Below are 23,298 nucleotides of genomic sequence, written 5' to 3' on the forward strand. Positions count from 1 at the left end.
CGCAATATGCGATGTGGCGCGGCGTGCCGTGAATGCACGACTGCCCGGAACCGTGCGGTCCCGGGCAGTCGCGGTGGCGCGATGCGCTGTGTTCAGCAGATCAGCGCGAGTAGAACTCGACGACGAGCTGAACGTCACAGGTGATCGGCACCTCTTCGCGCTTCGGGGTGCGCAACAGGGTTGCCTGCAGGCCCTCGAGGTTCACGTTGAGGTATCCCGGCGTTGCGGGCAGGACGTCCTTGTGACCACCGGCGGCGGCGACCTGGAACGGATCCATCGAAGCCGAACGCTCGTGCACCTGGATGGTCTGGCCTTCCTTCACGCGGAAGGAGGGACGGTCCACGCGCTGTCCGTCGACCGTGATGTGACGGTGGACGACGAACTGACGGGCCTGGGCCATGGTGCGGGCGAAGCCCGAACGCAGGACGAGGGCGTCGAGACGCGATTCGAGGAGCTCGACCATGGTCTCACCGGTCAGACCGGGCAGACGGTTGGCTTCCTTGTAGGTCTTGAGCATCTGGGCCTCACGGATGCCGTACTGCGCGCGCAGTCGCTGCTTCTCCTTGAGGCGGACCGAGTAGTCGCTGTCGTTGCGACGACGGGCGCGACCGTGCTCACCTGGAGGGTACGGGCGACGCTCGAAGTACTTCTCGGCCTTGGGTGTCAGAGCAATGCCGAGGGCGCGCGAGAGGCGCGTCATGCGGCGATTACGTGCTGGTGCTGGCACTGTATTACCTTTCATCAATGTGTTCTGCCGCGGTGGGCCTCTGCGGTTCTCGCCCCGAACGCGACTGTTGTTTCCCCGGATGGGAAAGAGGGATTGAGCGTCGAGATCCGCTCGCACCGACCGCCTTTAGGGTGCAGGCACAACAGCTGTCCATCTTAGCGGGTGCACACCGCCCGTCGCAAAGCCGATCGGCCGCGTCGCCGCAATGATCTTGCCGACTGAGGCGAACCGTCCGCCCCTGTCGGCCGACTAGTCCGCAAACACCGTTGTCACTTCCGGCACCGAGGAGGACCACCGTGATCATGTGCCGCGCAGCGGTGCCGTGGGCTTCGGGTTGGAGCAGGGAGCGCAGATCGAGTTTCAGTCCGATCGTGAACAGCAGCAGGACGACTCCGCTGTCCGATACCTGCTGCAGTCCCGCGAAGGCGGTGAAGCCGAAGACGTGCAGGAGGAACCGCGTCTGCTCAGCAGCTATCAGGGTCGCAGCAGCCGCCTGAGGTTCTCGAGCCTCTCAGCCATGCTGCGTTCCATTCCGTTGCCGGTCGGGGAGTAGTAGTGCTTGCCTCGCAGCGACTCCGGCAGGTACTCCTGATCGGCGACCCCGTGCGGATAGTCGTGCGAGTATTTGTAGCCCTCACCGTGGCCGAGCTCTTTCGCCCCCGGATAGTGGGCGTCGCGCAGATGCATCGGCACCTCTCCGGCGAGCCCGTTCTTCACATCGGCGATCGCGGCGTCCAGGGCGCGGTAGCTCGCGTTCGACTTCGGGGCCAGCGCGAGGTAGGTGACCGCCTCGGCGAGGGGGATCCGTCCTTCGGGCATGCCGATGTTCTGGACGGCCGTCGAGGCGGCCACGGCGATCGGCAGCGCCTGCGGGTCGGCCATGCCGATGTCCTCGGCCGCGGAGATGACGACTCGACGGGCGATGAAGCGCGGGTCCTCACCGGCGACGATCATCCGCGCGAGATAGTGCAGGGCAGCGTCGACATCGGATCCGCGGATGGATTTGATGAACGCGGAGACCACGTCGTAGTGCTGGTCGCCGTTCTTGTCGTAGCGCAGAACGGTTTCGCTGCTCGCCTCGGCGCAGGCCGATTCGGTGATTGCGATCGGTTCGTCGCCCTCCTCCTCCGACTGCGCGGCGGCGATTCCGGCGGCGGCTTCGAGGACGGTCAGTGAACGGCGGGCGTCGGCTCCGGCGATGCGGACGATGAAGTTCCGGGCCTCCTCGGTGAGGGTGAACTGTCCGGCCAAGCCGCGATCGGATTCGACGGCACGGTCGAGCAGATTGCCGACCGCCTCGTCGTCGAGCGGACGCAGCGTGAGCATGAGCGACCGCGACAGCAGGGGTGAGATGACGGAGAACGACGGGTTCTCCGTGGTGGCGGCCACGAGCACGACGAGCCGGTTCTCGACCGCCGGGAGCAGGGCATCCTGCTGAGCTTTCGAGAACCGGTGGATCTCGTCGAGGAAGAGGACGGTGGTCCGTCCGTACATCTCCCGTTCGCGGCGGGCGCTCTCGATCACCTGGCGCACGTCCTTGACGCCCGCGGTGATGGCGGAGAGCTCGACGAAGGTGCGGCCCGGGGCGTGGGAGATGACATGGGCCAGCGTGGTCTTTCCGACTCCGGGCGGACCCCACAGGATCACCGAGGAGGCTCCCGCCCGGTCTCCCCCGCTGGCTTCGACGAGTTGGTTGAGCGGCGACCCGGGGAAGGTCAGGTGCTCCTGGCCGACGACCTCGTCCAGGGTCCGGGGACGCATCCGCACCGCAAGCGGGTCCAGGGCCCTGCCCGAGGAGGTCCCGGAGGAGCCGGCGAAGCCCGGACCCGGTGTTTCCTGGTCCGGGCCGTCGGAGAACAGATTGGGTTCTTGGCTCATCAGGCCTCGGATTCGGCGTCTTCCGGTTCGAAGTCGACTCCGGCCTCGGCGCGCTGGGCGTCGGTGATCGGGGCCGGCGCCTGGGTCAGCGGATCGAATCCGCCGCCGGACTTCGGGAAGGCGATGACCTCACGGATCGAGTCGACGCCGGCCAGCAGGGACACGATGCGGTCCCAGCCGAAGGCGATGCCGCCGTGCGGGGGTGCACCGAACTTGAAGGCTTCGAGGAGGAAGCCGAACTTCTCCTCGGCCTCTTCGGCGGAGATTCCCATGATCTTGAAGACACGTTCCTGGACATCCTTGCGGTGGATGCGGATCGAGCCGCCGCCGATCTCATTGCCGTTGCACACGATGTCGTAGGCATAGGCCAGTGCCGCGCCCGGGTCCTCTTCGAGAGAGTCGAGGAATTCGGGCTTTGGAGCGGTGAAGGCGTGGTGGACGGCCGTCCACTGTCCGCCGCCGACGGCGACGTCTCCGGCCGCCTGCGCTTCGGCGGCCGATTCGAACAGAGGCGCGTCGACGACCCATACGAAGGCCCAGTCTCCGTCCTTGATGAGACCCGTGCGTTCGGCGATCTCATTGCGGGCGGCACCGAGGAGGGCACGGGAGGAGTTCGCCTCACCTGCGGCGAAGAAGATCGCATCGCCCGGCTGCGCACCGGCCGCCTCGGCGAGTCCCGCCTTCTCCTCATCGGAGATGTTCTTGGCCACCGGACCGGACAGGGTTCCGTCTTCGCCGATGAGCACATAGGCCAGGCCCTTCGCCCCGCGCTGCTTGGCCCAGTCCTGCCAGCCGTCGAGCTGACGACGCGGCAGCGAGCCGCCGCCGGGGTAGACGACGGAGCCGACATAAGGCGACTGGAAGACGCGGAACGGGGTGTCGGCGAAGAACTCAGTGAGGTTGTGCAGCTCGAGGCCGAAGCGCAGGTCCGGCTTGTCCGAACCGTAGCGCTCCATCGCCTCGTGATAGGTGATGTGCGGGATCGGCGTGGTGATGTCGTAGCCGATGAGCTTCCACAGCGCGGAGAGGATCTCTTCGGCCAGAGCGATGATGTCCTCCTGCTCGACGAAGGAGGCTTCGATGTCGAGCTGGGTGAACTCCGGCTGGCGGTCGGAGCGGAAGTCCTCGTCGCGGTAGCAGCGGGCGATCTGGTAGTAGCGTTCCATGCCGGCGACCTGAAGCAGCTGCTTGAACAGCTGCGGCGACTGTGGCAGGGCGTACCAGGAGCCGGGCTTGAGCCGGGCCGGGACGAGGAAGTCGCGGGCACCTTCCGGAGTCGACTTCGTCAGGGTCGGAGTCTCGACCTCGACGAAGCTGTGGGTGTCGAGGACCGACCGTGCGGCCTTGTTGACATCGGAGCGCAGTCGGATCGTCTTGGCCGGTCCCGAACGGCGCAGGTCGAGGTAGCGGTAGCGCAGACGGGTCTCTTCGCCTACTGCGCCGGAGTCCTCGGCATGGTCGGAGACCTGGAACGGCAGGGCCGCTGCTTCCGAGAGCACCTCGACGGCAGTGTCGATGATCTCGATCTCGCCGGTGGGCAGGTTCGGGTTCGTGTTGCCATCGGGGCGCACCGAGACGGTGCCGGTGGCCTTGACGACGGTTTCGTTGCGCAGCTGGTGGGCATCGTCCTCACGGACGACGACCTGCACGATCCCCGAAGCGTCGCGCAGATCGATGAAGGCCACACCTCCGTGATCGCGACGACGATCGACCCACCCGGTGAGGGTGACGGTTTCTCCTGCGTTCGCGGCTCGCAGGCTTCCGGCTTCGTGGCTTCGCAGCACCTAGGGCTCCTTTGTGATGTTGTGGTCTAGCGCCTGAATAATGATAGTCGCCCTGCGCTCAGCTCCGGTACACGCGGGGCCAGAGGTCGTCTTCCGCGGGCGTCCATGTGTCCGGGTCGGCCGTGGTCTGCTCTCCCGAGCGGATGTCCTTGACCTCGTGGCCGGACTCACCGTCGGTGAACCAGACGAACGGGATGTCGCGGCGTTCCGCGTAGCGGATCTGCTTGCCGAACTTCGCAGCGTTCGGCGAGACTTCGCACGGGATGTCCCGGGACCTCAGCGTCGCGGCCACGGCGTCGGCGTCAGCCCGTCGGGCCTCCTCGGTGACGGCGATGACGACGGCCGAGGGGGTACCGCGGGTGGCGCGGATCTCCGAGGTCTCGCCGAGGATGAATGCCATCAGGCGGGAGACGCCGATGGACATGCCCACCCCGGGATAGTTCTTCTTCCCCACGGTGACCAGCGAGTCGTAGCGCCCGCCGGAGGATACGGAACCGAGCTCCTCGTGGCCGATCAGCTGGGTCTCATAGACCGCGCCCGTGTAGTAGTCGAGGCCGCGGGCGATCTTGAGCTGGGCGACGACGACTCCGGGGGCGCGAACGGCTGCGGCTCGCAGCAGCGTCGTCAGCGATTCGAGTCCGGCTTCGAGCAGGGGGTGGTCGACGCCGAGGGCGCGCACCTCGTCGGCGAAGTCCGGGGAGTCGGATTCGATGGCGGCCAGCTCCAGGCACAGGCGCTGCTGCTCCTCATCGGCGTCGGCTTCGGCAGCCAGCAGCTTCGCCACTTCGGCGGGGCCGATCTTGTCGTATTTGTCGAGGCAGCGCAGCACGGCTTGGATGTTCGTCAGCCCGATTCCGCGGGCGAAGCCTTCGAGCAGCCTGCGGTCGTTGACGACGATCTTGATTCCGGGCACGCCGAGAGGGGCGAGACGGGAGAACGCATCGGCCACGGCCAGGGGGATCTCGACCTCGAAGTGTCCGGGCAGGTCCCCGTCGGCGATGACGTCGATATCGGCCTGGATGAACTCCCGGTAGCGGCCGGCCTGCGGCCGTTCGCCCCGCCAGACGGGCTGGACGCGAGCGGCCTTGAACGGGAAGCTCAGTTCGTTCGCATTGTCGGCGATATAGCGAGCCAGGGGCACCGTGAGGTCGAAGTGGAGTCCCAGAGGGTTGCGTTCGGTGCCCTCGGAGTGGAGGCGGGAGACGGCGAAGATCTCCTTGTCGATCTCGCCGTCCTTGGCCAACTGGCTGATCGGTTCGACGGCGCGGTGGTTGAGGGCGGAGAACCCGTGCAGGGCGAAGGTGTGTTCGAGGGTGTCGATGATGGTCTTCTCGATCACGCGTTCGGCCGGGAGTCGTTCCGGGAATCCGGACAGACGGGCTGACTTCGCCATGGTGCTCCTTGCTTTCGGTGCGGTTTCAGTGGTGTGAAGTGGTGGGAGATTTCAGAAGAACGGATTCGTCGCGAGCTCCGTGCTCACGCGAGATGCAGGGCCGTGCCCAGGATAGATCGGCACGTCCGGCAGCGTCGCGAAGGTCCGCAGGGATTCGGCCATCGCCTGGGGGTCTCCCCCGGGCAGGTCGACGCGGCCGATGGCTCCGGCGAAGACGACGTCACCGGTGAAGATGACTTCCTCGTCCCCGTCCTTCACTCGCAGCAGCATGGAACCTTCCGTGTGCCCGGGTGCGGAGACTGCGGTGATGGTCAGTCCGGCGATATCGAAGCTCTGCCCGTCATTGATGTCAATGGCTGCCGGGGCGTTCCAGTCTGCGACGAGCGGGGCCAGCATTGCCGCGAACTGCGGGTTGAGCGTTGTGGCCGGCGTTTCCAGGCGGTACCGGTCGGCGGCGCCGAGGTGGACGGGCACGTTCCAGCGGGCGAGCACGTTGGTCAGGCCCAGGATATGGTCGGGGTGGCCGTGGGTGAGGAAGATCGCCCGAGGTTCGAGTCCCTCTTCGCTCAGCAGCTTCTCGAGACCCGGGGCGCAGTCGTATCCGGAGTCGATGAGAATGCAGTCGCTGGAGCCGTCTGCGCGCACGGCATAGCAGTTGACGTCGAGGAATTCGGCGTTGGTCGAGAACACATCCATGTGCAAAGTCTATCTACACGCCCGCCGATGGTTATGCTGGGATAACGTCTATCCCACAATCGAGTGATCGGCGGGTGGAATGACCTGCCGGTTCGACCGATGGAAACAAGGTGAGAACCATGTCGACCCCGACACCGAAGCCGACCCCCCGTCCGTCGTCGCTGCCGCGTCCGCAGGCGGCACAGGTGGTCAATGCCAGCCATATCGACCACGACGCCGAGGTGGCTCGCGCGGTGACACATGGTCGTGCCGATGCGGAGGGCAATGTGTTCGTCACCACCCCGGAGGGCGAACGTGCCGTCGGTCAGTACCCGGACGCCACTCCTGAGGAAGCGCTCGAGTACTTCGCGAAGAAGTACGTCGAACTCGCCGAGAGCGCGGTCCTGCTGCGCAACCGTCTCTCCGCCGGCGCTCCCGGCCGTGAGGTCGTGTCTGCGGCGACGACGCTGCAGGAAACGCTTCCGGAAGCCAACGTCGTCGGCGATCTCAAGGGGCTGAGCGCCACTCTCGACACCCTCATCTCCGATGCCGAGGCCACGGAGTCCCGTCAGGCGGCCCGGGCGCAGGCCGCGAAACTCGCCGCTGCCGAGGATCGTGAGGCTCTCGTCGTCGAGGCCGAGACTCTGGCCAAGCAGGATCCTTCGAAGATCCAGTGGAAGCAGTCGGGCGCGCGTCTGCGTGAGCTCTTCGCCCAGTGGAAGGACATGCAGCGCAGCGGACCCCGTCTGCCGCGTGCGGTCGATCAGGAGCTCTGGGGTCGGTTCTCACAGGCTCGGAACACCTTCGAACACAAGCGCAAAGAGTTCTTCGCCGAGCTCGACAAGGTCAATGCCGAGGGCAAGCGGATCAAGGAGAAGATCGTCGCCGAGGCGGAGTCGCTGTCGGCCTCGACCGATTTCCGCACCGTGTCGCAGAAGTACAAGGACCTGATGAGCCAATGGAAGCGCGCCCCGCGTGCCTCGCGGAAGGACGATGATGCGCTGTGGGCACGATTCCGTGCAGTACAGGACGTGTTCTTCTCTGCTCGTGATGCGGAGAATGCCGCTCTGGACGAGGAGTTCAAGGGCAACCTTGTCGTCAAGGAAGAGCTGCTGAAGAAGGCTCAGGCGCTGCTGCCGATCACCGACCCGGTGGCAGCCAAGCGCGAGCTGCGCACCATCCAGGACCAGTGGGAGGACGCCGGCAAGGTTCCTCGCGCCGATGTCTCCCGGATGGAGAATGGTCTGCGCGATGTCGAACGTGCGCTCGCCGATGCCGAGGAAGCCGCGTGGCAGCGAAGCAACCCGGAGACGAAGGCCCGCACCTCGGGTGCGCTGAGTCAGCTCGACGAGTCGATCGTCGACCTCGAGAAGAAGCTCGAGGCCGCGAAGGCCGGCGGCGATGAGAAGTCCGTCGCCGAGGCGCAGGAAGCTCTCGACGCTCGCCGCGCCTGGCGGGATCAGCTCGCCCAGACCGCCGCAGAACTCGACTGAAGCCGCAGTGCTCGGCTGAGGCTGCGGCGCTCGTCCACAGCTTCCGACGTTCGAGTCAGCACCTGTCCACAGGCGCTCACCGGAGTCTTGTCAACGCCTCCACATCCGACGATAGTTCGGGTATGGAGGCGTTGTTTCATCTGCGGGACTTCGGGTACGAGCAGCTCACCGAGCTCACCCTCGACGGCCTGCTCATCCGACTGACCGAATCGACCTGGGTGCGCAAGGGTGCGATCCTCTCCCCCGCTGAGCGGATGGCCGCCCTGCATTCGCTCATCCCGCCCGGACTCGCGCTCTCTCACGACAGCGCCTGGTGGGTGCATCGCGGCCTCGGCCGGGCTCCTGCTCCGCTGAGCTTCATCACGCTGCCCAGGCGCCGGTGGATCGCCGATGACGGTTTCGACGTCCACGAGACGAATCTGGCGCAGGATGACTGGTGCCTCATCGACGAGCTGCCGATCACCACGGAGGAGCGCACGCTCTACGATCTGCTCTTCCCGCATTTCCGGAACCGGTCCGCGGAGTCGCCGCGGGCGCTCACGGGCATCATCGCGGAGATTCCCAGCGGTCTGCGCCTCCGTCTCCGGGACTACCTCACCGAGGTGGCCCGTCGGCCGTTCGTCGCCCAGATGCGCGCGGCGCTGGACAGGGAGGATCAGCCGCCGGAGATGCGGTAGACGTCGAAGACGCCTTCGACCTTGCGCACGGCCGAAAGCACAGTGTCGAGATGGCTGGCGTCGCTCATCTCGAAGACGAACTTCGATTGCGCCACACGAGCCCTGGAGGTGCCGACTGACGCCGACAGGATATTCACATGGGTCTCGGTGAGCACCTTGGTGATATCGGAGAGCAGACCGGCACGGTCGAGGGCCTCGACCTGGATCTGGACGAGGTAGATTCCGCTCGTCTTCTCACCCCACGAGACCTCGACCATGCGTTCGGGTTCACGTTTGAGCGAGGTGACGTTCGGGCAGTCGACGCGATGGACGGAGACTCCCGAACCGCGGGTGACGAAACCGAGGATCTCGTCTCCCGGCACCGGGGTGCAGCAGCGAGCCAGTTTGACGAGCACATCGTCGACGCCTTTGACGATGACGCCTTCGGACGAGGAATGATGCCCCGAGGACTGGCCGGTGCGGTTGCGCGGCTCCGGCGGCAGCACGACCGACTCGTCGTCCTCCCCCACTTCCTTGGCCAGCAGATCGACGACGTGCTGAGCCGAGGATACTCCGTTGCCGATCGCGGCATAGAGGGCGCTGACATCGGGCAGACGCATCTCCGTGGCGACGACTTGGAGGGCCTCCTGGCTCATCAGCGACGCGGCGGAGAAAGTATGGCGGCGCATCGCCCGGGCGAGCTGTTCGCGACCGTTCTCGATCGCCTCTTCGCGGCGCTCCTTCGAGAACCACTGACGGATCTTGCTGCGGGCACGCGGGCTCTTGACGAAGCCGAGCCAGTCGCGGCTGGGGCCGGCGTTCTCATCCTTCGAGGTGAAGACCTCGACGGAGTCCCCGTTCTTCAGCTCCGTGTCCAAGGCGACGAGGCGACCGTTGACGCGGGCGCCCATGGTCTTGTGCCCGACCTCGGTGTGCACGGCGTAGGCGAAGTCGATGGGGGTGGCTCCCGACGGCAGGCTCATCACCTCGCCCTTGGGAGTGAATACGTAGACTTCCTTCGAGTTCACCTCGTAGCGGAGGCTGTCGAGGAACTCATCGGGGTCGGAGACCTCTCGCTGCCAGTCCAGCAGCTGTCGCAGCCAGGCGGCGTCGTCGACCTCACCGGCGTCGGAGACCTTCACCGAACGCGCGGTGTTCGAAGTCACGGCCTTCGAAGACTTGTTCAGATCCTTGTACTTCCAGTGAGCGGCGACGCCGAATTCTGCACGTCGATCCATCTCGTGGGTCCGGATCTGGATCTCGACGGGCTTGCCGGCCGGCCCGATCACCGTGGTGTGCAGACTCTGGTACATGTTGTACTTCGGCATCGCGATATAGTCCTTGAACCGTCCGGGAACAGGATTCCAGCGGGCGTGGACGATGCCGAGGGCGGCATAGCATTCGCGTACGGATTCGACGAGGACGCGGACTCCGACGAGATCGTAGATGTCGGCGAACTCGTGTCCGCGCACGACCATCTTCTGATAGATCGAGTAGTAGTGCTTGGGTCGACCCGTGATTGAGGCGTCGATTCCGGATTCCTTGAGTTCGCCCTGGAGCTCCTCGGAGACCGTGGCCAGATACTTCTCGCGCTCGGGAGCACGATCCGCGACGAGTCTGACCACTTCGTCGTAGACCTTGGGATGGAGGACCTGGAAGGACAGGTCTTCGAGCTCCCATTTGATCGTGTTCATGCCCAGCCGGTGTGCCAGCGGGGCAAAGATGTCGAGGGTCTCGCGAGCCTTCTTCGTGCTGGACGACGCGGGCACGAATCGCCAGGTGCGCGCATTGTGCAGGCGGTCTGCGAGCTTGATGACGAGGACGCGGATGTCCTTGGCCATCGCCACGATCATCTTGCGCACGGTCTCGGACTGCGCGGCCTGCCCGTAGGTGAGCTTGTCGAGCTTCGTCACCCCGTCGACCATGGCCGCGACTTCGGAGCCGAATTCCTCGGTGAGTTCGTCGAGCGAGTACGAGGTGTCTTCGACGGTGTCGTGCAGGAGTGCGGCGGCGAGCGTGACCGGCAGCATGCCGATCTCCGCAAGGATCGTCGCCACCGCGATGGGGTGGGTGATATAGGCGTCACCGGACTTGCGGGTCTGCCCGCGGTGGGCTTCCTCGGCGACTTTGTAGGCCCTGACGACGAGGTCGATGTCCGCCTTCGGATGGTTCGACTGCAGGGCCCGGATCATCGGGCCGAGCACTCGGGGGTAGCCAGGGTTGTTCTGCGCCCTGGCCGCCCACCAGGCTAAGCGGGAGATGCCTCGCGGACGGCGCGAATCAGCGGACGAAGCCACAACATCTCCTCTCTCGGGAATCAGACTTCGGCGTGAGTCACCGGTGGGACGTCTGCTCCCCCATCCTTCAAGCGTAGTTCACGCACGGCCTCCTCCTGTGCCTTGACCGCCGGTTCATTTGCCCGGAGGAGGGCGTAGAGGGGGCTCGCGACGAACAGCGTCGAAGCGGCTGCCACTATAGTACCGATGAACAGCGACAAGGAGATATCGACCAGTGTTCCAGCACCCAGCAGGAACACGCCGATGAAGAGGATCGAGGCGATCGGAAGCACCGACACCACTGAGGTGTTGATCGAGCGCACGGTCGTCTGATTCACGCCGAGGTTGACGAGTTCGGAGAACTTGAGGTTCCGCTTCTCCTCGAATCTCGTCGTGTTCTCTCGGATCTTGTCGAAGACCACCACCGTGTCATAGAGCGAGAAGCTGAGCACGGTGAGGAAGCCGATGATGGCCTCCGGGGTGACTTCGAAGCCGGTGGCCGAGTAGATGCCCATGGTCACGATCATCACGACGAAGAGGCCGACGATCGCCGCGAGCGACATCTTCCAGGTGCGGAAGTACAGGGCCATGACGACGAGGGCGATGGCCACGAAGATGACGAGTGCGCGGATCATCTTCGACGTCACGTCCTGACCCCATTCGGGTCCGACGAACGTCGAGGTGACGTCTTCGACCTTCACGTCGTAGCCGGCGACGAGGGCGTCTCGGACTTCCTGCATCTGCGGGTCGGTGAGCTGGTTCGTCTCGATCTGGACGGCCGTGTCACTGGTCGGGGTCAGGCGCGGCTCGGCCCCGGAGACGACATCGTTGATGATGCCTTCGCCCTTGGCGGCCGAAGTGTCGCTGACGTGGTCGACCTGGAACTGCGAACCGCCCTTGAAGGCGATGCCGAAGTTGAAGCCGAAGATGAGCGGGACGAGCAGCGACAGGAGCACGAGGACTCCGGAGATGGCCAGCCACAGCTTCGCCTTGCCGACGAACGGGATCGATGATTCGCCGCTGTGCAGGCGGTTGCCCCAGGCAAAAAACCGTTTCACTTGTCAGCCTCCTTGCCGTCGTCAGCCGTCGAGTCTGCGACGGCATCGTCTTCCTCGGCCCGTCGGGCCGCGGCCTTCCGCTCGGCGATGGTCATTCCGCCCGTGACAGCAGCGGACTTCGCCGCTTTCGTGCTCTTCGACTTCGTGGCCTTGCCGTTCGTGGCCTTGTCCGTCTTGGACGTCGTCGTGGTCTCCCCCGACGCGGACGCAGCTGCTGCCGCGGCTGTCGCATCGGAAGAGTCGTCTGTGCTCATCCCGGCCTTGCGCATCCGTGCCTTCTCGCGCCGTTTGGCCTCGGGCGTCTTGTCCTTGTCGTCGATGGACAGGTTGAGCGCTCCGCGATAGGCGGCGGGTTTGACCCCCAGCAGACGCGGATCCATTCCGGACATCGGGTGGCCCTCGCCGAAGAACTTCGTGCGGGCCAGGAACTGCAGCATCGGGTGGGTGAACAGGAAGACGATGAGCACGTCGATGATCACGGTCAGACCCAGGGTGAAGGCGAAGCCGCGCACCGAGCCGACGGCCAGGATGTAGAGGATGACCGCGGCGAGCATGTTCACTGCCTTCGAGGCGTAGATCGTGCGTTTGGCACGGTCCCAACCGACCTCGACCGCGGAGAGCAGATTGCGGCCGCTGCGCAGTTCGTCTCGGACACGTTCGAAGTAGACGATGAACGAGTCCGCCGCCATGCCGATGCCGATGATGATACCGGCGACACCGGCCAGGGACAGTCGGTAGCCGTATCTCCATGATGCCAACAGCAGCAGCAGGTAGGTGAGCACACCGGCGACGACGAGGCTCGAAACGGTGACGAGACCGAGCACCCGGTACTGCAGCAGTGAGTAGACGACGACGAGGAGGAGTCCGACCAGGCCGGTGAGCAGACCGATCTTGAGGTAGTTCGATCCCAGCGTCGGTGAGATCTGATCCTCGCTCTGGACCTGGAAGCTCAGCGGCAGCGAACCGTTCTTGAGCTGGTTGGCCAGAGTCTGTGCCTCGTCGAGGGAGAAGTCGCCGGTGATCTGGGCGTTGCCGTCGTTGATCACCGCGTCCGATGACGGAGCCGACAGCACGAGACCGTCGAGTTCGATCGCGAACTGGTTGTAGGGCTGCTGTTTGCCGGTGATGTCCGAGGTGATCTGCTTGAAGATCTCACGACCGGTGGAGTCGAAGGAGAGGTTGACGGCAGGATTGTTGGTCTGCACGCCGTTGGCTCCTGCGGCATAGCCGGCACTGGCATCGGCGAGATGATCGCCGGAGAGTTCGACGGGGCCGAGGATGTACTTCGCCTGTCCGTCCTCCGAGCACGAGACGACCGGCTCGTCCGAGGGCTGCTGTTGGCCGCCCGTTCGGTTCTTCTTGTTCGTGCAGTCGAGCTCGGTGTACTCCTTGATGATCTTGTCGGACTGCCATTCGGAGGCATCCTTCTCCGGATCGAAGAGCGGCCGCGGCGTCGAGTCGGTGACCTTCGTGCTGTCGCTCGATCCGCTGCCTTCTCCGGACTTCTCCGCGTCCTTGCTCTCCGACTCCGAGGACTTCGTCTTCGCGGAGGCCTCGTCCGTCTTCTTCGCCTCGCCGCCGGCATTGACGACGTCGCCGCCGCCGGACGGAGCCTGGTCCTCGCTCTGTCCGTCGCCTTGCGAGTCGGCACCGGTGAGGTCCTCGAGGCGTTTGCGCTCTTCGTCGCTCAGCCCGTCATCGCCACCCGATTCCTCGCCGCTCTTCTCCTGCTCTTTCTGAATCTGCTCCTGCGAACGCGGGTCACCGACCAGCGCCACACGACGGAAGACCAGCTGAGCAGACGAGCGAACGAGGTTTCGGGTCTCCTCGTCGGGGTTGCCCGGCAGATTCACGACGATGTTGCGGTCGCCCTGCGTCGTGATCTCGGCTTCGGAGACACCGGTCGAGTCGACGCGTTGGCGGATGATCGCCACGGCCTGATCGAGCTGCTCCTTGCTGATGTCCGTGCCCTTGGACACCTGTGGTTCCAGAATGATCGACGTTCCGCCCTCGAGGTCGAGCGCGAGCTTCGGAGTCGTCGTGGCATTCGACCAGATGACACCGCCGGCGATGATTGCGGCCAGCACCAGAGTGATGATGGTCAGCCACAGGAAGCGCAAACCAGGGCGTGGTTTTTCTTCGATATCGGACACGTTTCAGCTTTCAGTCGGGAGAAGAGTGCGAGAACGAATCAGTTCTTCTTGTCGGAATCCGATCCAGTCGGGTCCGTGGACTCCGCAGCGGCGGAGTCGGCCTCGGTCTCAGCAGCAGCCTCGGTGTCGAGGTCCTCGGTCTCGGCGACTGCCTCGGCGTCGACGTCCTCGGTCTTCGCAGCGGACTCATCGTCGATAACGTCGTCAGATGCGTCGTCCGGGGTGTCCTTCTCGGCGCGTTTGCGTTCGTTCATGGCGTCGAGCTCGGCGTCGGTGATGGCCGGCTTCTCGTCTGCGTCGACATCGGCATCGGCGGCGGGAACTGCGGCACCGGGAGCGTCGACGGGAGCCGCGGCCTCGTTGTTATCGATCTGACCGATGGCCTGGCGGTGGACGCGCAGAACCGTGCCGGGACCCGACTCGATGGTCACCTGGTTGTTCTCTTCGTCGATGGAGAGCACGGTGCCGAAGACACCGAAGGTCGTCATCACGGTCGCGCCGGGCACGAGACCCGATTTGATCTGCTCCGCACGCGCCTTCTGCTTACGCCGAGAATTGAACAGGAAAAAGATCAGCAGCGCGGCAAGCGCAAGAGGGATCAGCAAATCGCCCACAGATATCAGCCTTTCATATGAATGAATCAGTGAACCAGCTTAGTTCGTCCTCACCTCTCATAGCGAACTCAAAGGCAGGGTCAGAACTCATAGTTTGCTGGGATCTGCATTTTCAGGTGCTTCCAGGCCGCCGTGGTGGCCACGCGTCCACGTGGGGTGCGACTGATCAGGCCCTCGCGGACGAGGTAGGGCTCGGACACGGTTTCGACCGTATCGGCTTCTTCGCCGACGGAGACGGCGAGGGTCCCCAGCCCGACCGGGCCCCCGCCGAAGCGCTTGCACAGCACCTGCAGAACCGACCGGTCGAGGCGGTCGAGACCGAGCTCGTCGACTTCGTAGACACGCAGGGCGTTGGTGGCGGCCACCTCGTCGATGATTCCGCTCCCCCGCACCTGTGCCCAGTCGCGGACGCGGCGCAGCAGGCGATTCGCGATTCGCGGGGTTCCCCGTGAACGCGTGGAGATCTCTTCGAGTCCGGCGAGCTCGGATTCGATGCCGAGCATCCGAGCAGACCGCTGCAGAACCGTGAGCAGATCGGCGCTCGAATAGAAGTCGAGCAGGGCGGTGAAGCCGAAGCGGTCACGCAGCGGCGCAGGCAGCAGACCGGATCGGGTGGTCGCCCCGACGAGGGTGAACTGTGGGAGGTCGAGCGGGATGGCGGTGGCACCGGGTCCTTTGCCGACGATGACGTCGACTCGGAAGTCCTCCATCGCCACGTACAGCATCTCTTCGGCGGCCCGGGCCATCCGGTGGATCTCGTCGATGAAGAGGACTTCACCTTCCTCGAGGGAGGACAGGATGGCTGCGAGGTCACCGGCGTGCTGGACCGCCGGGCCGGAAGTCACTCGCAGGCTCGAGTTCATCTCGTGGGCGATGATCATCGCCAGGGTGGTCTTGCCGAGCCCGGGAGGACCGGAGAGCAGCACATGGTCGGGGGCCTTCTGCCTGGCCTTCGCAGCATCGAGGACGAGGGAGAGCTGCTCACGCACCTGCGGCTGGCCGATGAAGTCGGCCAGCCCCTTCGGACGCAGTGCCGCCTCGGCATCGCGTTCGGCCGTCTCGGCACGACCGGAGACGAGTCTCTCCTGTTCGGCTCCGGTCAGGTCCTGATCACCGAAGTCCACCTCGTAGGAGTCGTGGTCGAACGAGCCCGTCATCTCTTCGCACCCAGGACCTTCAGAGCGGCCTTGAGGACCACGGAGGTGCCGGCATCAGCACCGGCCTCCTTGACGACGTCGGCGACGACGTCCTCGGCCTGCGCTTCCTTCCACCCGAGTCCCACAAGGGCGTCGACGACCTGCTGGTTGCCGCCGCCGAAGGACAGAGTGGGGCCGGGAGAGACAGCGGTGAGCTTCGGCAGTTTGTTCTCCAGCTCGAGGATGATGCGCGAGGCGCCCTTCTTCCCGATTCCGGGGACACGGGTGAGCGCGTTGGCGTCCTGGTTGGTGATCGCGGCGGCAAGTTCGTCGGGTCCCATCACCGAGAGGATCGCCATCGCCAGACGCGGACCGATCCCGGAGATCGACAGCAGCACCTCGAAGGTGTGGTTCTCGTCTTCGGTACCGAAGCCGTAGAGCGTCATCGAGTCTTCGCGCACCACGAGACTGGTGACCAGTTCGATCTCGGCGCCGTGCCGAGTCCCAGCCAGAGTATCGGGGGTGACGTGGACCTTCCGGCCGACACCGTAGGTGAGAACGACGAGGTGGTCAGCTGCGATCCGATGCACCGTACCGCTGAGGAAACTGATCACGGACAGCCTTTCTTAGGGGAACACGTGTACGAATCCAGATTAGCAGGCACCTGCTCCCCCATGCTCACTTGGCGCGCCGCATGGCCTCGGCCCACTGCTGCTGGGCCTTCGTCAGTCCGCTGCCCTGCCGCCCGCCGGCCTTGCGTTCGGTCAGGTCCTTATTCGTCCCCGGCGTCGATTGGGCCGACAGCGCCCCGCGCCAGGAATGGCAGATCGCGATCGCCAGCGCGTCGGCGGCATCGGCGGGCTTCGGTGGTGCGTCGAGTCCGAGGATCCGCGTCACCATCGAGGTGACCTGCTTCTTGTCCGCCCGGCCCGAACCGGTGATCGCGGCCTTGACCTCGGACGGGGTGTGCATGGCCACCGGCAGGCCGCGTCGGGCAGCCAACCCCATGGTCAGTCCCGATGCCTGGGCGGTGCCCATGATCGTGGATACATCGTTGCGTGCGAAGACGCGTTCGATGGCCACGACATCGGGACGGTACTTATCCAGCCAGCTGTCGAACGCCTCGGCGATGGCACCGAGGCGGAGGTCGACGGAATCGGCGGAAGGAGTCCGCAGAACGTCGACGGCGACCATCTTCGCTTTCCGGGCGGGCAGGGTGTCGATGACACCGAGCCCGCACCGGGTCAGTCCGGGATCAACACCGAGGATGCGCATCAGGCATCGAGTTCGGCGAGGACCTCATCGCTGACATCGGCATTCGAGTAGACGTTCTGCACCTCGTCGCTGTCTTCGAGCGCATCGATGAGTGAGAAGACCTTGCTCGCGGTCTCTGCGTCGAGGCTGACCTCGAGTTCGGGCACAAAGGAGGCCTCGGCCGAGTCGTAGTCGATTCCAGCGTCGACGAGGGCCGTACGCACGGCCACGAGGTCGGTGGCCTCGCAGATGATCTCGAACTTATCGCCGACTTCCTTGACCTCTTCGGCTCCGGCGTCCATCGTCGCCAGCAGAATGGCCTCTTCGTCGGTCTCCTCGGCACCCACGGTGATGACGCCCTTGCGGTTGAAGTTGTACGTCACCGAACCGGGATCGGCCATCGAACCGCCGTTGCGGGTCACGGCCACGCGCACCTCGGAGGCGGCGCGGTTGCGGTTGTCGGTGAGACATTCGATGAGCAGAGCCACACCGCCGGCGGCGTAGCCTTCGTACATGATCGTCTCGTAGTTGACTCCGGAGCCGTCGAGACCGCCGCCGCGCTTGACCGCACGGGTGATGTTGTCCGCAGGGACCGAGTTCTTCTTCGCCTTCTGGATCGCATCGAACAGCGTCGGGTTGCCGTCGGGGTCGGGTCCACCGTTACGTGCGGCTACCTCGATGTTCTTAATCAGCTTGGCAAAGAGCTTACCGCGCTTGGCATCGATGGCAGCCTTCTTGTGTTTAGTCGTTGCCCATTTGGAATGACCTGACACTGGTGTTCCTTCCTGTAGTTACAGCCTCTCAAGTCTATACGCTGACCGCGCCGACTCGTGCAGACTTCCCGTGCGCGATTCCGTGCGGGCTCGCACCGGACTTCGCTGCGGACCTGTTCGGGACCGCGATCGTGAGCTCAGTCGATGACCAGCGGCACGTCGGGAACGGACCCGGCGGTGGCCAGGTCGATAAGACCCAGGAGGTTCTTCGGATAGATCGTCTCCGTCGTGGCCAGGAGCTCCTCCCGAGTCCACCAGCGGAATTCGAGCAGGCTGCGCTTCTCGATGTCCGTCCAGACCGCATCTTCGAGCTCGATGTCCTCGCTGGTGCGGAACGCGAAGTAGGTTTCGACCTGGCGCAGCGACTTCTCCGTGAATTCGAAGACCTCGTCGCGCGTGGCCAAGGGACCGATGAGTTCGTGAGGTTCGCATTCGATCCCGGTCTCCTCCGCGAGTTCCCGGGCCGCCGTCTGCGCTGCCGACTCGCCGAGTTCGGAACCGCCTCCGCAGGTCATCCACCACTGGTGACTGGGGGTCAGCAGATCCTGGGCACGGATCAGGAGTACCTCGTCGCGCTCATTGAGTAATACGACCCGTGAGGCTTTACGAGGTTTCATGTTTCTCCAGTGGTCGGCGGCGAAGGGAGGCAAGTGTTTGCAGAATAATGACGCTGGGGGATTTCGGCAAGAGCGCGACAGCGGCCCAGAGAACGATATCGGCTCTGCGCGGTCCCGGCCAACTCGGCGCTCATGACGCGGAGTCGGCAGCTGCGGCCACAGCGGGATCAGCCGCTCCAGGACGAAGTCGTCCCTCCGGTGCCTGCTCCCGATCTTCACCGCCCAGACGGCGATCCCACCAGTCGAGGATGGCTTCGAAGCGCTGCCTGCGGTGGCGGGGCTGCCCGGCCCGGGAGAGCTCGTGGTTCTCCCCGGGGAAGATGAGCATCTCGGTGTCGACCCCGGCTCTCTGCAGGGCCGCATAGTACTGCTGCGCCTGCTCCAGCGGGCAGCGCAGATCGAGTTCCGAGTGCATCACCAGGGTCGGTGTGCCGACCTGTGGAGCGTGGGCCAGAGGTGATTGGGCCGCGATCGCCTCGCGGCTGCGGCTCGTGTACTCCTCAGTGAAGAAGCGGCCGATGTCGGAGGTCCCGACGAAGCTGTCGGGGTCGAGGTAGCCGCGTTCGACGATGGCGGCGCGGAAGCGATGGTCCGCGGCGATCGTCATGGCTGTGAGATATCCCCCGTACGATCCGCCCTGGATGCCCAGCCGGCTGCGGTCGAGGGAGGGATCGAGGTCGAGGGCATGGTCGAGGACGGCGAGCACATCGGCCATCGCCGGTGCCGCCATGTCTCCTTGGACGGCGGTCCCCCAGCTGCGGGTGCGGCCGCCGGATCCGCGCGGGTTCGAGAACACGACGGCGTAACCTGCGGACGTGAGCACTTGGGTCTCGTCGAACCACGAATGCGTGTACTGGGCGAAGGGCCCGCCGTGGATGTTGAGGATGACGGGAAAGGGTCCCTCCCCGTGCGGTTTGGCCAGCCAGCCGGTGATCGTCCCGGAATCGCCTGGCACCCGCAGGACCTGAGGCAGGACGGAGTTCGCCGGTGCCGGATGCTCCTTGACGATGACAGAGGACCCCAGCGCCGAGGCTGCCCCGGACGCCGTGGGCCCGCCGAGAGCGATGCGGCCGAGCACGGCCGGAGAGTGCGGGGTGGATCCGGTGAAGACGAGCGTCTCGTCGTCGGCATCGAAGCCGTTGACGACGGTGGTGTCGTCGGTGAGGAACTCGAGGTCGTCGATGCCGACCTCTGCGGCGTCGAGGCCGATGCGAACGATCCGGGTGGCCCCGTCGGTGTCGATGGCGGCGATGACCGCTCCCCCGTGTATCTGCGGCGGGATCGGTGCCAGCGCCACGGTCTCCGGGTCGGTCAGCCGCCTCGTGGAGCCGGTCGATACCGTGTGGACGAAGAGCCCGGGCATTTGCCCGACGAAGTCGAGTTCGTCCCGGGTCAGGGCGTTGCCGAGCAGCAGCACCCGATCAGCGTCGATCCACACGTGCAGACTCACACTCATCGGCGGCAGGTCGAGCGGGTGCGACTCCTCGCGGCCGAGCAGCCACACGGTGCTGCGCAGGTCGGGTCGCCCGCGATCGGGTTCGGCCGCGGCGATCACGCTCGCCCAGTGTCCGTCCGGGGAGAACTGCGGATCGTGGACGTCGCTGTCCGGGGTCGTCAGCAGCGTCGACAGCGGAACTTCGGAGGCTCCGCGCAGACCCACGGTGCCGAGACCGGGTTCGGCGAGGTCGACGAAGAAGGCCCGCGCCGGACGGTCGTTCGTATAGCCGAGGCCGTTGGCCAGGTACGAGGCCGTGGTGATCCGGCGTGGGGCTTCTTCGGCCGCCGGAATGTCATCATCGAGCCCGTAGCGTCCGGGTTCGGCGACTCGGGCGACGTAGAGGGCCCTGGATCGGGTGTCGTCGAGGGCGAATTCGGCCACGCCGAGGTGGTTGTCCGTGATCTGGTGTGCCGTCTCCAGGTTGTCGCCGACGAAGAGCTGGGGGACGTCCTTCTTCTCCGCGCTCAGGTAGCCGGACCAGTTCGGGCCGCACTGCGAGTTCGAGTCCGACCATGAGTGAGTCAGCCGTCTGGAGTTGTCGTCGCTCAAGGAGAACAGCTGGGAGAGGTAGCTGTTGGTCTCGAGGTCGGGTCGTCGGATCGTGATGACGACGTCGTCGCCGCGCAGCACGGGTGAGGAGTACTCGGCGAGAGTGCCGAGGTCTTCAGGATTCATCTGTTCCATTCCTTTTTGAGCCGTGCCTGCACATCGGCGTGCACTTGCGGCAGGGCCTTGGTCTGGGCGATCACGGGCAGGAAGTTCGCGTCTCCGCCCCAGCGCGGGACGACGTGCTGGTGCAGGTGGGCGGCGATGCCTGCGCCGGCCACGGGCCCTTGGTTCATTCCCAGGTTGAATCCGTGAGGACCGGATACCGCCCGGATGACGCGCATCGCCTTCTGCGTGAACTTCGCGAGTTCGACGGTCTCCTCTTGGGTCAGATCCGTGTAGTCGGCCACGTGACGATAGGGGCAGATGAGCAGGTGGCCCGGGTTGTACGGGTAGAGGTTGAGCACCGCGTACACGTGCTGACCGCGGGCGACGATGAGTCCGTCCTCGTCGGTCTTCGACGGCGCAGTGCAGAACGGGCACTCCTCGGCGCGGTCGTGCTTCGGTTTGTCCTGACCGTCGATGTAGACCATCCGGTGCGGGGTCCACAGACGCTGGAATCCGTCGGGTTCCCCAGGGAACCCGGCGGCAGCCTCGGGGTAGGGAATCCCCTCGCCGAGGCGGCCGTCCGAGTTCTCCGGTACGGGTCGGCTGTCGTCGCCTCCGCTCATACCTGGGCCTTGGTCTCGATCGCGTCGAGGATCCGTCGCACCGCCTCGGCGACGGCGACGCCGTTCTCCTGGTCACCGTTGCGGAAGCGGAAGGACACGGCACCTGCGTCGCGGTCCTCTCCACCGGCGATGAGGGTGAAGGGCACCTTCGACTTCGAGGCGTTGCGGATCTTCTTCGGGAACCGATCGTCGCTGTCGTCGATCTCGACGCGGACCCCGGACTTGCGCAGCTGGTCGGCCACCTCGGAGAGGTAGTCGTTGAATTCATCGGCCACGGGGATGCAGGTCACCTGCACGGGCGCCAGCCACACGGGGAAGGCACCGGCGTAGTGCTCGGTGAGCACGCCGAGGAAGCGTTCGATGGAACCGAACTTCGCCGAATGAATCATCACCGGCTGCTTGCGGGAGCCGTCGGCGGCGACGTATTCGAGTCCGAAGCGCTCGGGCTGGTTGAAGTCGAGCTGGACAGTCGACATCTGCCAGGTGCGGCCGATGGCGTCGCGAGCCTGGACGGAGATCTTCGGACCGTAGAAAGCCGCGCCGCCCGGGTCGGGAACGAGTTCCAGTCCGGTCTCCTGAGCGACCTCTTCGAGCACGCTGGTGGCTTCGGTCCACTGTTCGTCGGAGCCGATGAACTTGTCGGCCTTCTTTCCGTCCTCGTCGCGGGTGGACAGTTCGAGGTAGAAGTCGTCGAGGCCGAAGTCACGCAGCAGGCTGAGCACGAAATTGAGCAGGTGGCGGATCTCCTTGGCCGCATCTTCCTGAGCGACATAGGAGTGCGAGTCGTCCTGGGTCAGGGCGCGGACGCGCGTGAGGCCGTGGATGACTCCGGAGGCCTCGTCACGGTAGACGGTGCCGAACTCGAACAGCCGCAGCGGCAGGTCGCGGTAGGACCGGCCCCGGGAGCGGTAGATGAGGTTGTGCATGGGGCAGTTCATGGCCTTGAGCCGGTACGGGGTGCCCTCCTTGACGATCTCGCCGGACTCGTCGCGGACCTCGTCGACGGACATCGCCGGGAACATGTTCTCCCCGTAGTAGGGCAGGTGTCCGGAGGTGTAGTACAGCGTCTCTTTCGAGATGTGCGGGGTCCCGACGTATTCGAAGCCCTCGTCGATGTGACGGGCGCGGACGTAGTCCTCCATCTCCCGTTTGATGACCCCGCCCTTGGGGTGGAAGACGGGCAGGCCGGAGCCGAGCTCTTCGGGGAACGAGAACAGGTCCATCTCGGCACCGAGCTTACGGTGGTCGCGACGCTCGGCTTCGGCGATGCGATCCTGGTAGGCCTTGAGGTCGTCCTTCGACGCCCAAGCGGTTCCGTAGACGCGCTGCAGGCTCGCATTCGCCTGGTCGCCGCGCCAGTAGGCCGCCGAGGATCGAGTGATGGCGAAGCCGTTGCCGATGAGCTTGGTGTTGGGCAGGTGGGGGCCGCGGCAGAGGTCCTGCCAGACGACCTCACCCTTGCGGTCGACGTTCTCGTAGACGGTGAGTTCACCACCGCCGACCTCCACGGAGGTCTCCTCGTCGCCGCCCTTGCCCTTGTCGTTGATGAGTTCGAGCTTGTAGGGCTCGTCGGCCATCCGCTCGCGGGCTTCTTCTTCGGAGACGACGACGCGGTTGAAGGTCTGGCCGGACTTGACGATCTGAGCGGCCTTCTTCTGAATCGCCTTGAGGTCCTCAGGCGTGAAGGGTTCGGCGGCGTCGAAGTCGAAGTAGTAGCCGTCGGTGATGTAGGGCCCGATGCCGAGCTTGGTTCCGGGGAAGAGCTCCTGGACGGCCTGAGCGGTGACGTGACCGGTGGAGTGGCGCAGGATGTCGAGTCCGGCGTCGGAGCCGATGGTGATCGGAGCGATCCGATCTCCTGACTGCAGCTCGCGGCTGAGGTCGGCGGGTTCGCCGTTGAGCCACATGGCGACGACTGTGCGGTCGGTGGAGAAGATCTCCGTTCCGGTCAGACCCTCTTTCCAGGGAATGCTTTCGCCCGCGCAGTCGATGCTGTCTGCCACTGATTTCTCCGTTCGTCACATGTTCATTCGACC

19 protein-coding genes are annotated in these 23,298 nt (G+C 65.2%); 2 read left to right on the top strand and 17 right to left on the bottom strand.

Features of this window, described 5'->3' with window-relative positions; genetic code table 11:
- Positions 1-100 precede the first annotated feature (100 nt).
- The 5 genes from rpsD to HK353_RS03890 form a co-directional block, all read right to left on the bottom strand.
- On the bottom strand, positions 101-742 hold the full coding sequence (gene rpsD / locus HK353_RS03870; RefSeq protein WP_373270422.1) for a 30S ribosomal protein S4: 642 nt from the start codon (positions 740-742) through the stop codon (positions 101-103).
- Positions 743-1,201: 459 nt separating this feature from the next.
- Positions 1,202-2,605: a replication-associated recombination protein A gene (locus tag HK353_RS03875; RefSeq protein ID WP_173152615.1), complete on the bottom strand. Its 1,404-nt coding sequence runs from the start codon at positions 2,603-2,605 to the stop codon at positions 1,202-1,204.
- Positions 2,605-4,389 (bottom strand): aspartate--tRNA ligase, encoded by a 1,785-nt coding sequence (gene aspS, locus HK353_RS03880; protein ID WP_173152618.1) that lies wholly within the window; start codon positions 4,387-4,389, stop codon positions 2,605-2,607. Before aspS ends, HK353_RS03875 begins: the two co-directional genes overlap by 1 nt.
- 58 nt (positions 4,390-4,447) lie before the next feature.
- Positions 4,448-5,782 carry a histidine--tRNA ligase gene (gene hisS, locus HK353_RS03885; protein WP_173152621.1) on the bottom strand — a complete coding sequence of 445 codons (1,335 nt, stop codon included), beginning with the start codon at positions 5,780-5,782 and terminating at the stop codon, positions 4,448-4,450.
- Positions 5,783-5,833: 51 nt separating this feature from the next.
- Positions 5,834-6,478, bottom strand: coding sequence for an MBL fold metallo-hydrolase (locus tag HK353_RS03890; protein WP_173152624.1), 645 nt, complete (start codon positions 6,476-6,478; stop codon positions 5,834-5,836).
- A 119-nt stretch (positions 6,479-6,597) separates the two neighbouring features.
- Between HK353_RS03890 and HK353_RS03895 the strand changes: the two genes are divergently transcribed.
- Both HK353_RS03895 and HK353_RS03900 read left to right on the top strand, forming a co-directional pair.
- Positions 6,598-7,950: a DUF349 domain-containing protein gene (locus HK353_RS03895; RefSeq protein WP_173152626.1), complete on the top strand. Its 1,353-nt coding sequence runs from the start codon at positions 6,598-6,600 to the stop codon at positions 7,948-7,950.
- A 122-nt stretch (positions 7,951-8,072) separates the two neighbouring features.
- Entirely contained in the window at positions 8,073-8,627 is a 555-nt protein-coding gene (locus HK353_RS03900) for a hypothetical protein (RefSeq protein ID WP_173152629.1), read from the top strand.
- Here the strand turns inward: HK353_RS03900 and HK353_RS03905 are convergent.
- From HK353_RS03905 to thrS, 12 genes are all read right to left on the bottom strand, one after another.
- Positions 8,606-10,903 carry a RelA/SpoT family protein gene (locus HK353_RS03905; protein WP_173152632.1) on the bottom strand — a complete coding sequence of 766 codons (2,298 nt, stop codon included), beginning with the start codon at positions 10,901-10,903 and terminating at the stop codon, positions 8,606-8,608. The two genes, HK353_RS03900 and HK353_RS03905, sit on opposite strands and share 22 nt — an antisense overlap.
- 20 nt (positions 10,904-10,923) lie before the next feature.
- Positions 10,924-11,940 carry a protein translocase subunit SecF gene (gene secF, locus HK353_RS03910; RefSeq protein ID WP_173152635.1) on the bottom strand — a complete coding sequence of 339 codons (1,017 nt, stop codon included), beginning with the start codon at positions 11,938-11,940 and terminating at the stop codon, positions 10,924-10,926.
- Entirely contained in the window at positions 11,937-14,093 is a 2,157-nt protein-coding gene (gene secD / locus HK353_RS03915; RefSeq protein WP_342589805.1) for a protein translocase subunit SecD, read from the bottom strand. Before secD ends, secF begins: the two co-directional genes overlap by 4 nt.
- A 38-nt stretch (positions 14,094-14,131) precedes the next feature.
- A complete protein-coding gene (locus HK353_RS03920) occupies positions 14,132-14,707 on the bottom strand; it encodes a preprotein translocase subunit YajC (protein WP_342589806.1) in 576 nt (191 codons plus the stop codon).
- Between the two features lie 80 nt (positions 14,708-14,787).
- Entirely contained in the window at positions 14,788-15,864 is a 1,077-nt protein-coding gene (gene ruvB, locus HK353_RS03925; RefSeq protein WP_173152638.1) for a Holliday junction branch migration DNA helicase RuvB, read from the bottom strand.
- Positions 15,861-16,457 carry a Holliday junction branch migration protein RuvA gene (gene ruvA, locus HK353_RS03930; protein WP_173152641.1) on the bottom strand — a complete coding sequence of 199 codons (597 nt, stop codon included), beginning with the start codon at positions 16,455-16,457 and terminating at the stop codon, positions 15,861-15,863. Before ruvA ends, ruvB begins: the two co-directional genes overlap by 4 nt.
- 64 nt (positions 16,458-16,521) lie before the next feature.
- Complete coding sequence (gene ruvC / locus HK353_RS03935) at positions 16,522-17,118, bottom strand: crossover junction endodeoxyribonuclease RuvC (RefSeq protein WP_173152644.1); 597 nt, start codon at positions 17,116-17,118, stop codon at positions 16,522-16,524.
- The gene (locus HK353_RS03940; protein WP_173152647.1) at positions 17,118-17,870 is read right to left on the bottom strand and encodes a YebC/PmpR family DNA-binding transcriptional regulator; all 753 of its coding nucleotides are present in this window, start codon (positions 17,868-17,870) and stop codon (positions 17,118-17,120) included. Before HK353_RS03940 ends, ruvC begins: the two co-directional genes overlap by 1 nt.
- Before the next feature lie 137 nt (positions 17,871-18,007).
- Positions 18,008-18,487: an NUDIX hydrolase gene (locus HK353_RS03945; RefSeq protein WP_062242804.1), complete on the bottom strand. Its 480-nt coding sequence runs from the start codon at positions 18,485-18,487 to the stop codon at positions 18,008-18,010.
- A gap of 130 nt (positions 18,488-18,617) precedes the next feature.
- Positions 18,618-20,660, bottom strand: coding sequence for an alpha/beta hydrolase family protein (locus HK353_RS03950; protein WP_173152650.1), 2,043 nt, complete (start codon positions 20,658-20,660; stop codon positions 18,618-18,620).
- Positions 20,657-21,262, bottom strand: coding sequence for an HIT family protein (locus HK353_RS03955; RefSeq protein ID WP_173152653.1), 606 nt, complete (start codon positions 21,260-21,262; stop codon positions 20,657-20,659). Before HK353_RS03955 ends, HK353_RS03950 begins: the two co-directional genes overlap by 4 nt.
- Positions 21,259-23,265: a threonine--tRNA ligase gene (gene thrS, locus HK353_RS03960; protein WP_173152656.1), complete on the bottom strand. Its 2,007-nt coding sequence runs from the start codon at positions 23,263-23,265 to the stop codon at positions 21,259-21,261. The genes HK353_RS03955 and thrS overlap by 4 nt, the downstream gene beginning before the upstream one ends.
- Positions 23,266-23,298 lie beyond the last annotated feature (33 nt).

The organism is Brevibacterium permense (genome assembly GCF_013280495.1).
Classification (GTDB): Bacteria; Actinomycetota; Actinomycetes; order Actinomycetales; family Brevibacteriaceae; genus Brevibacterium; species Brevibacterium permense.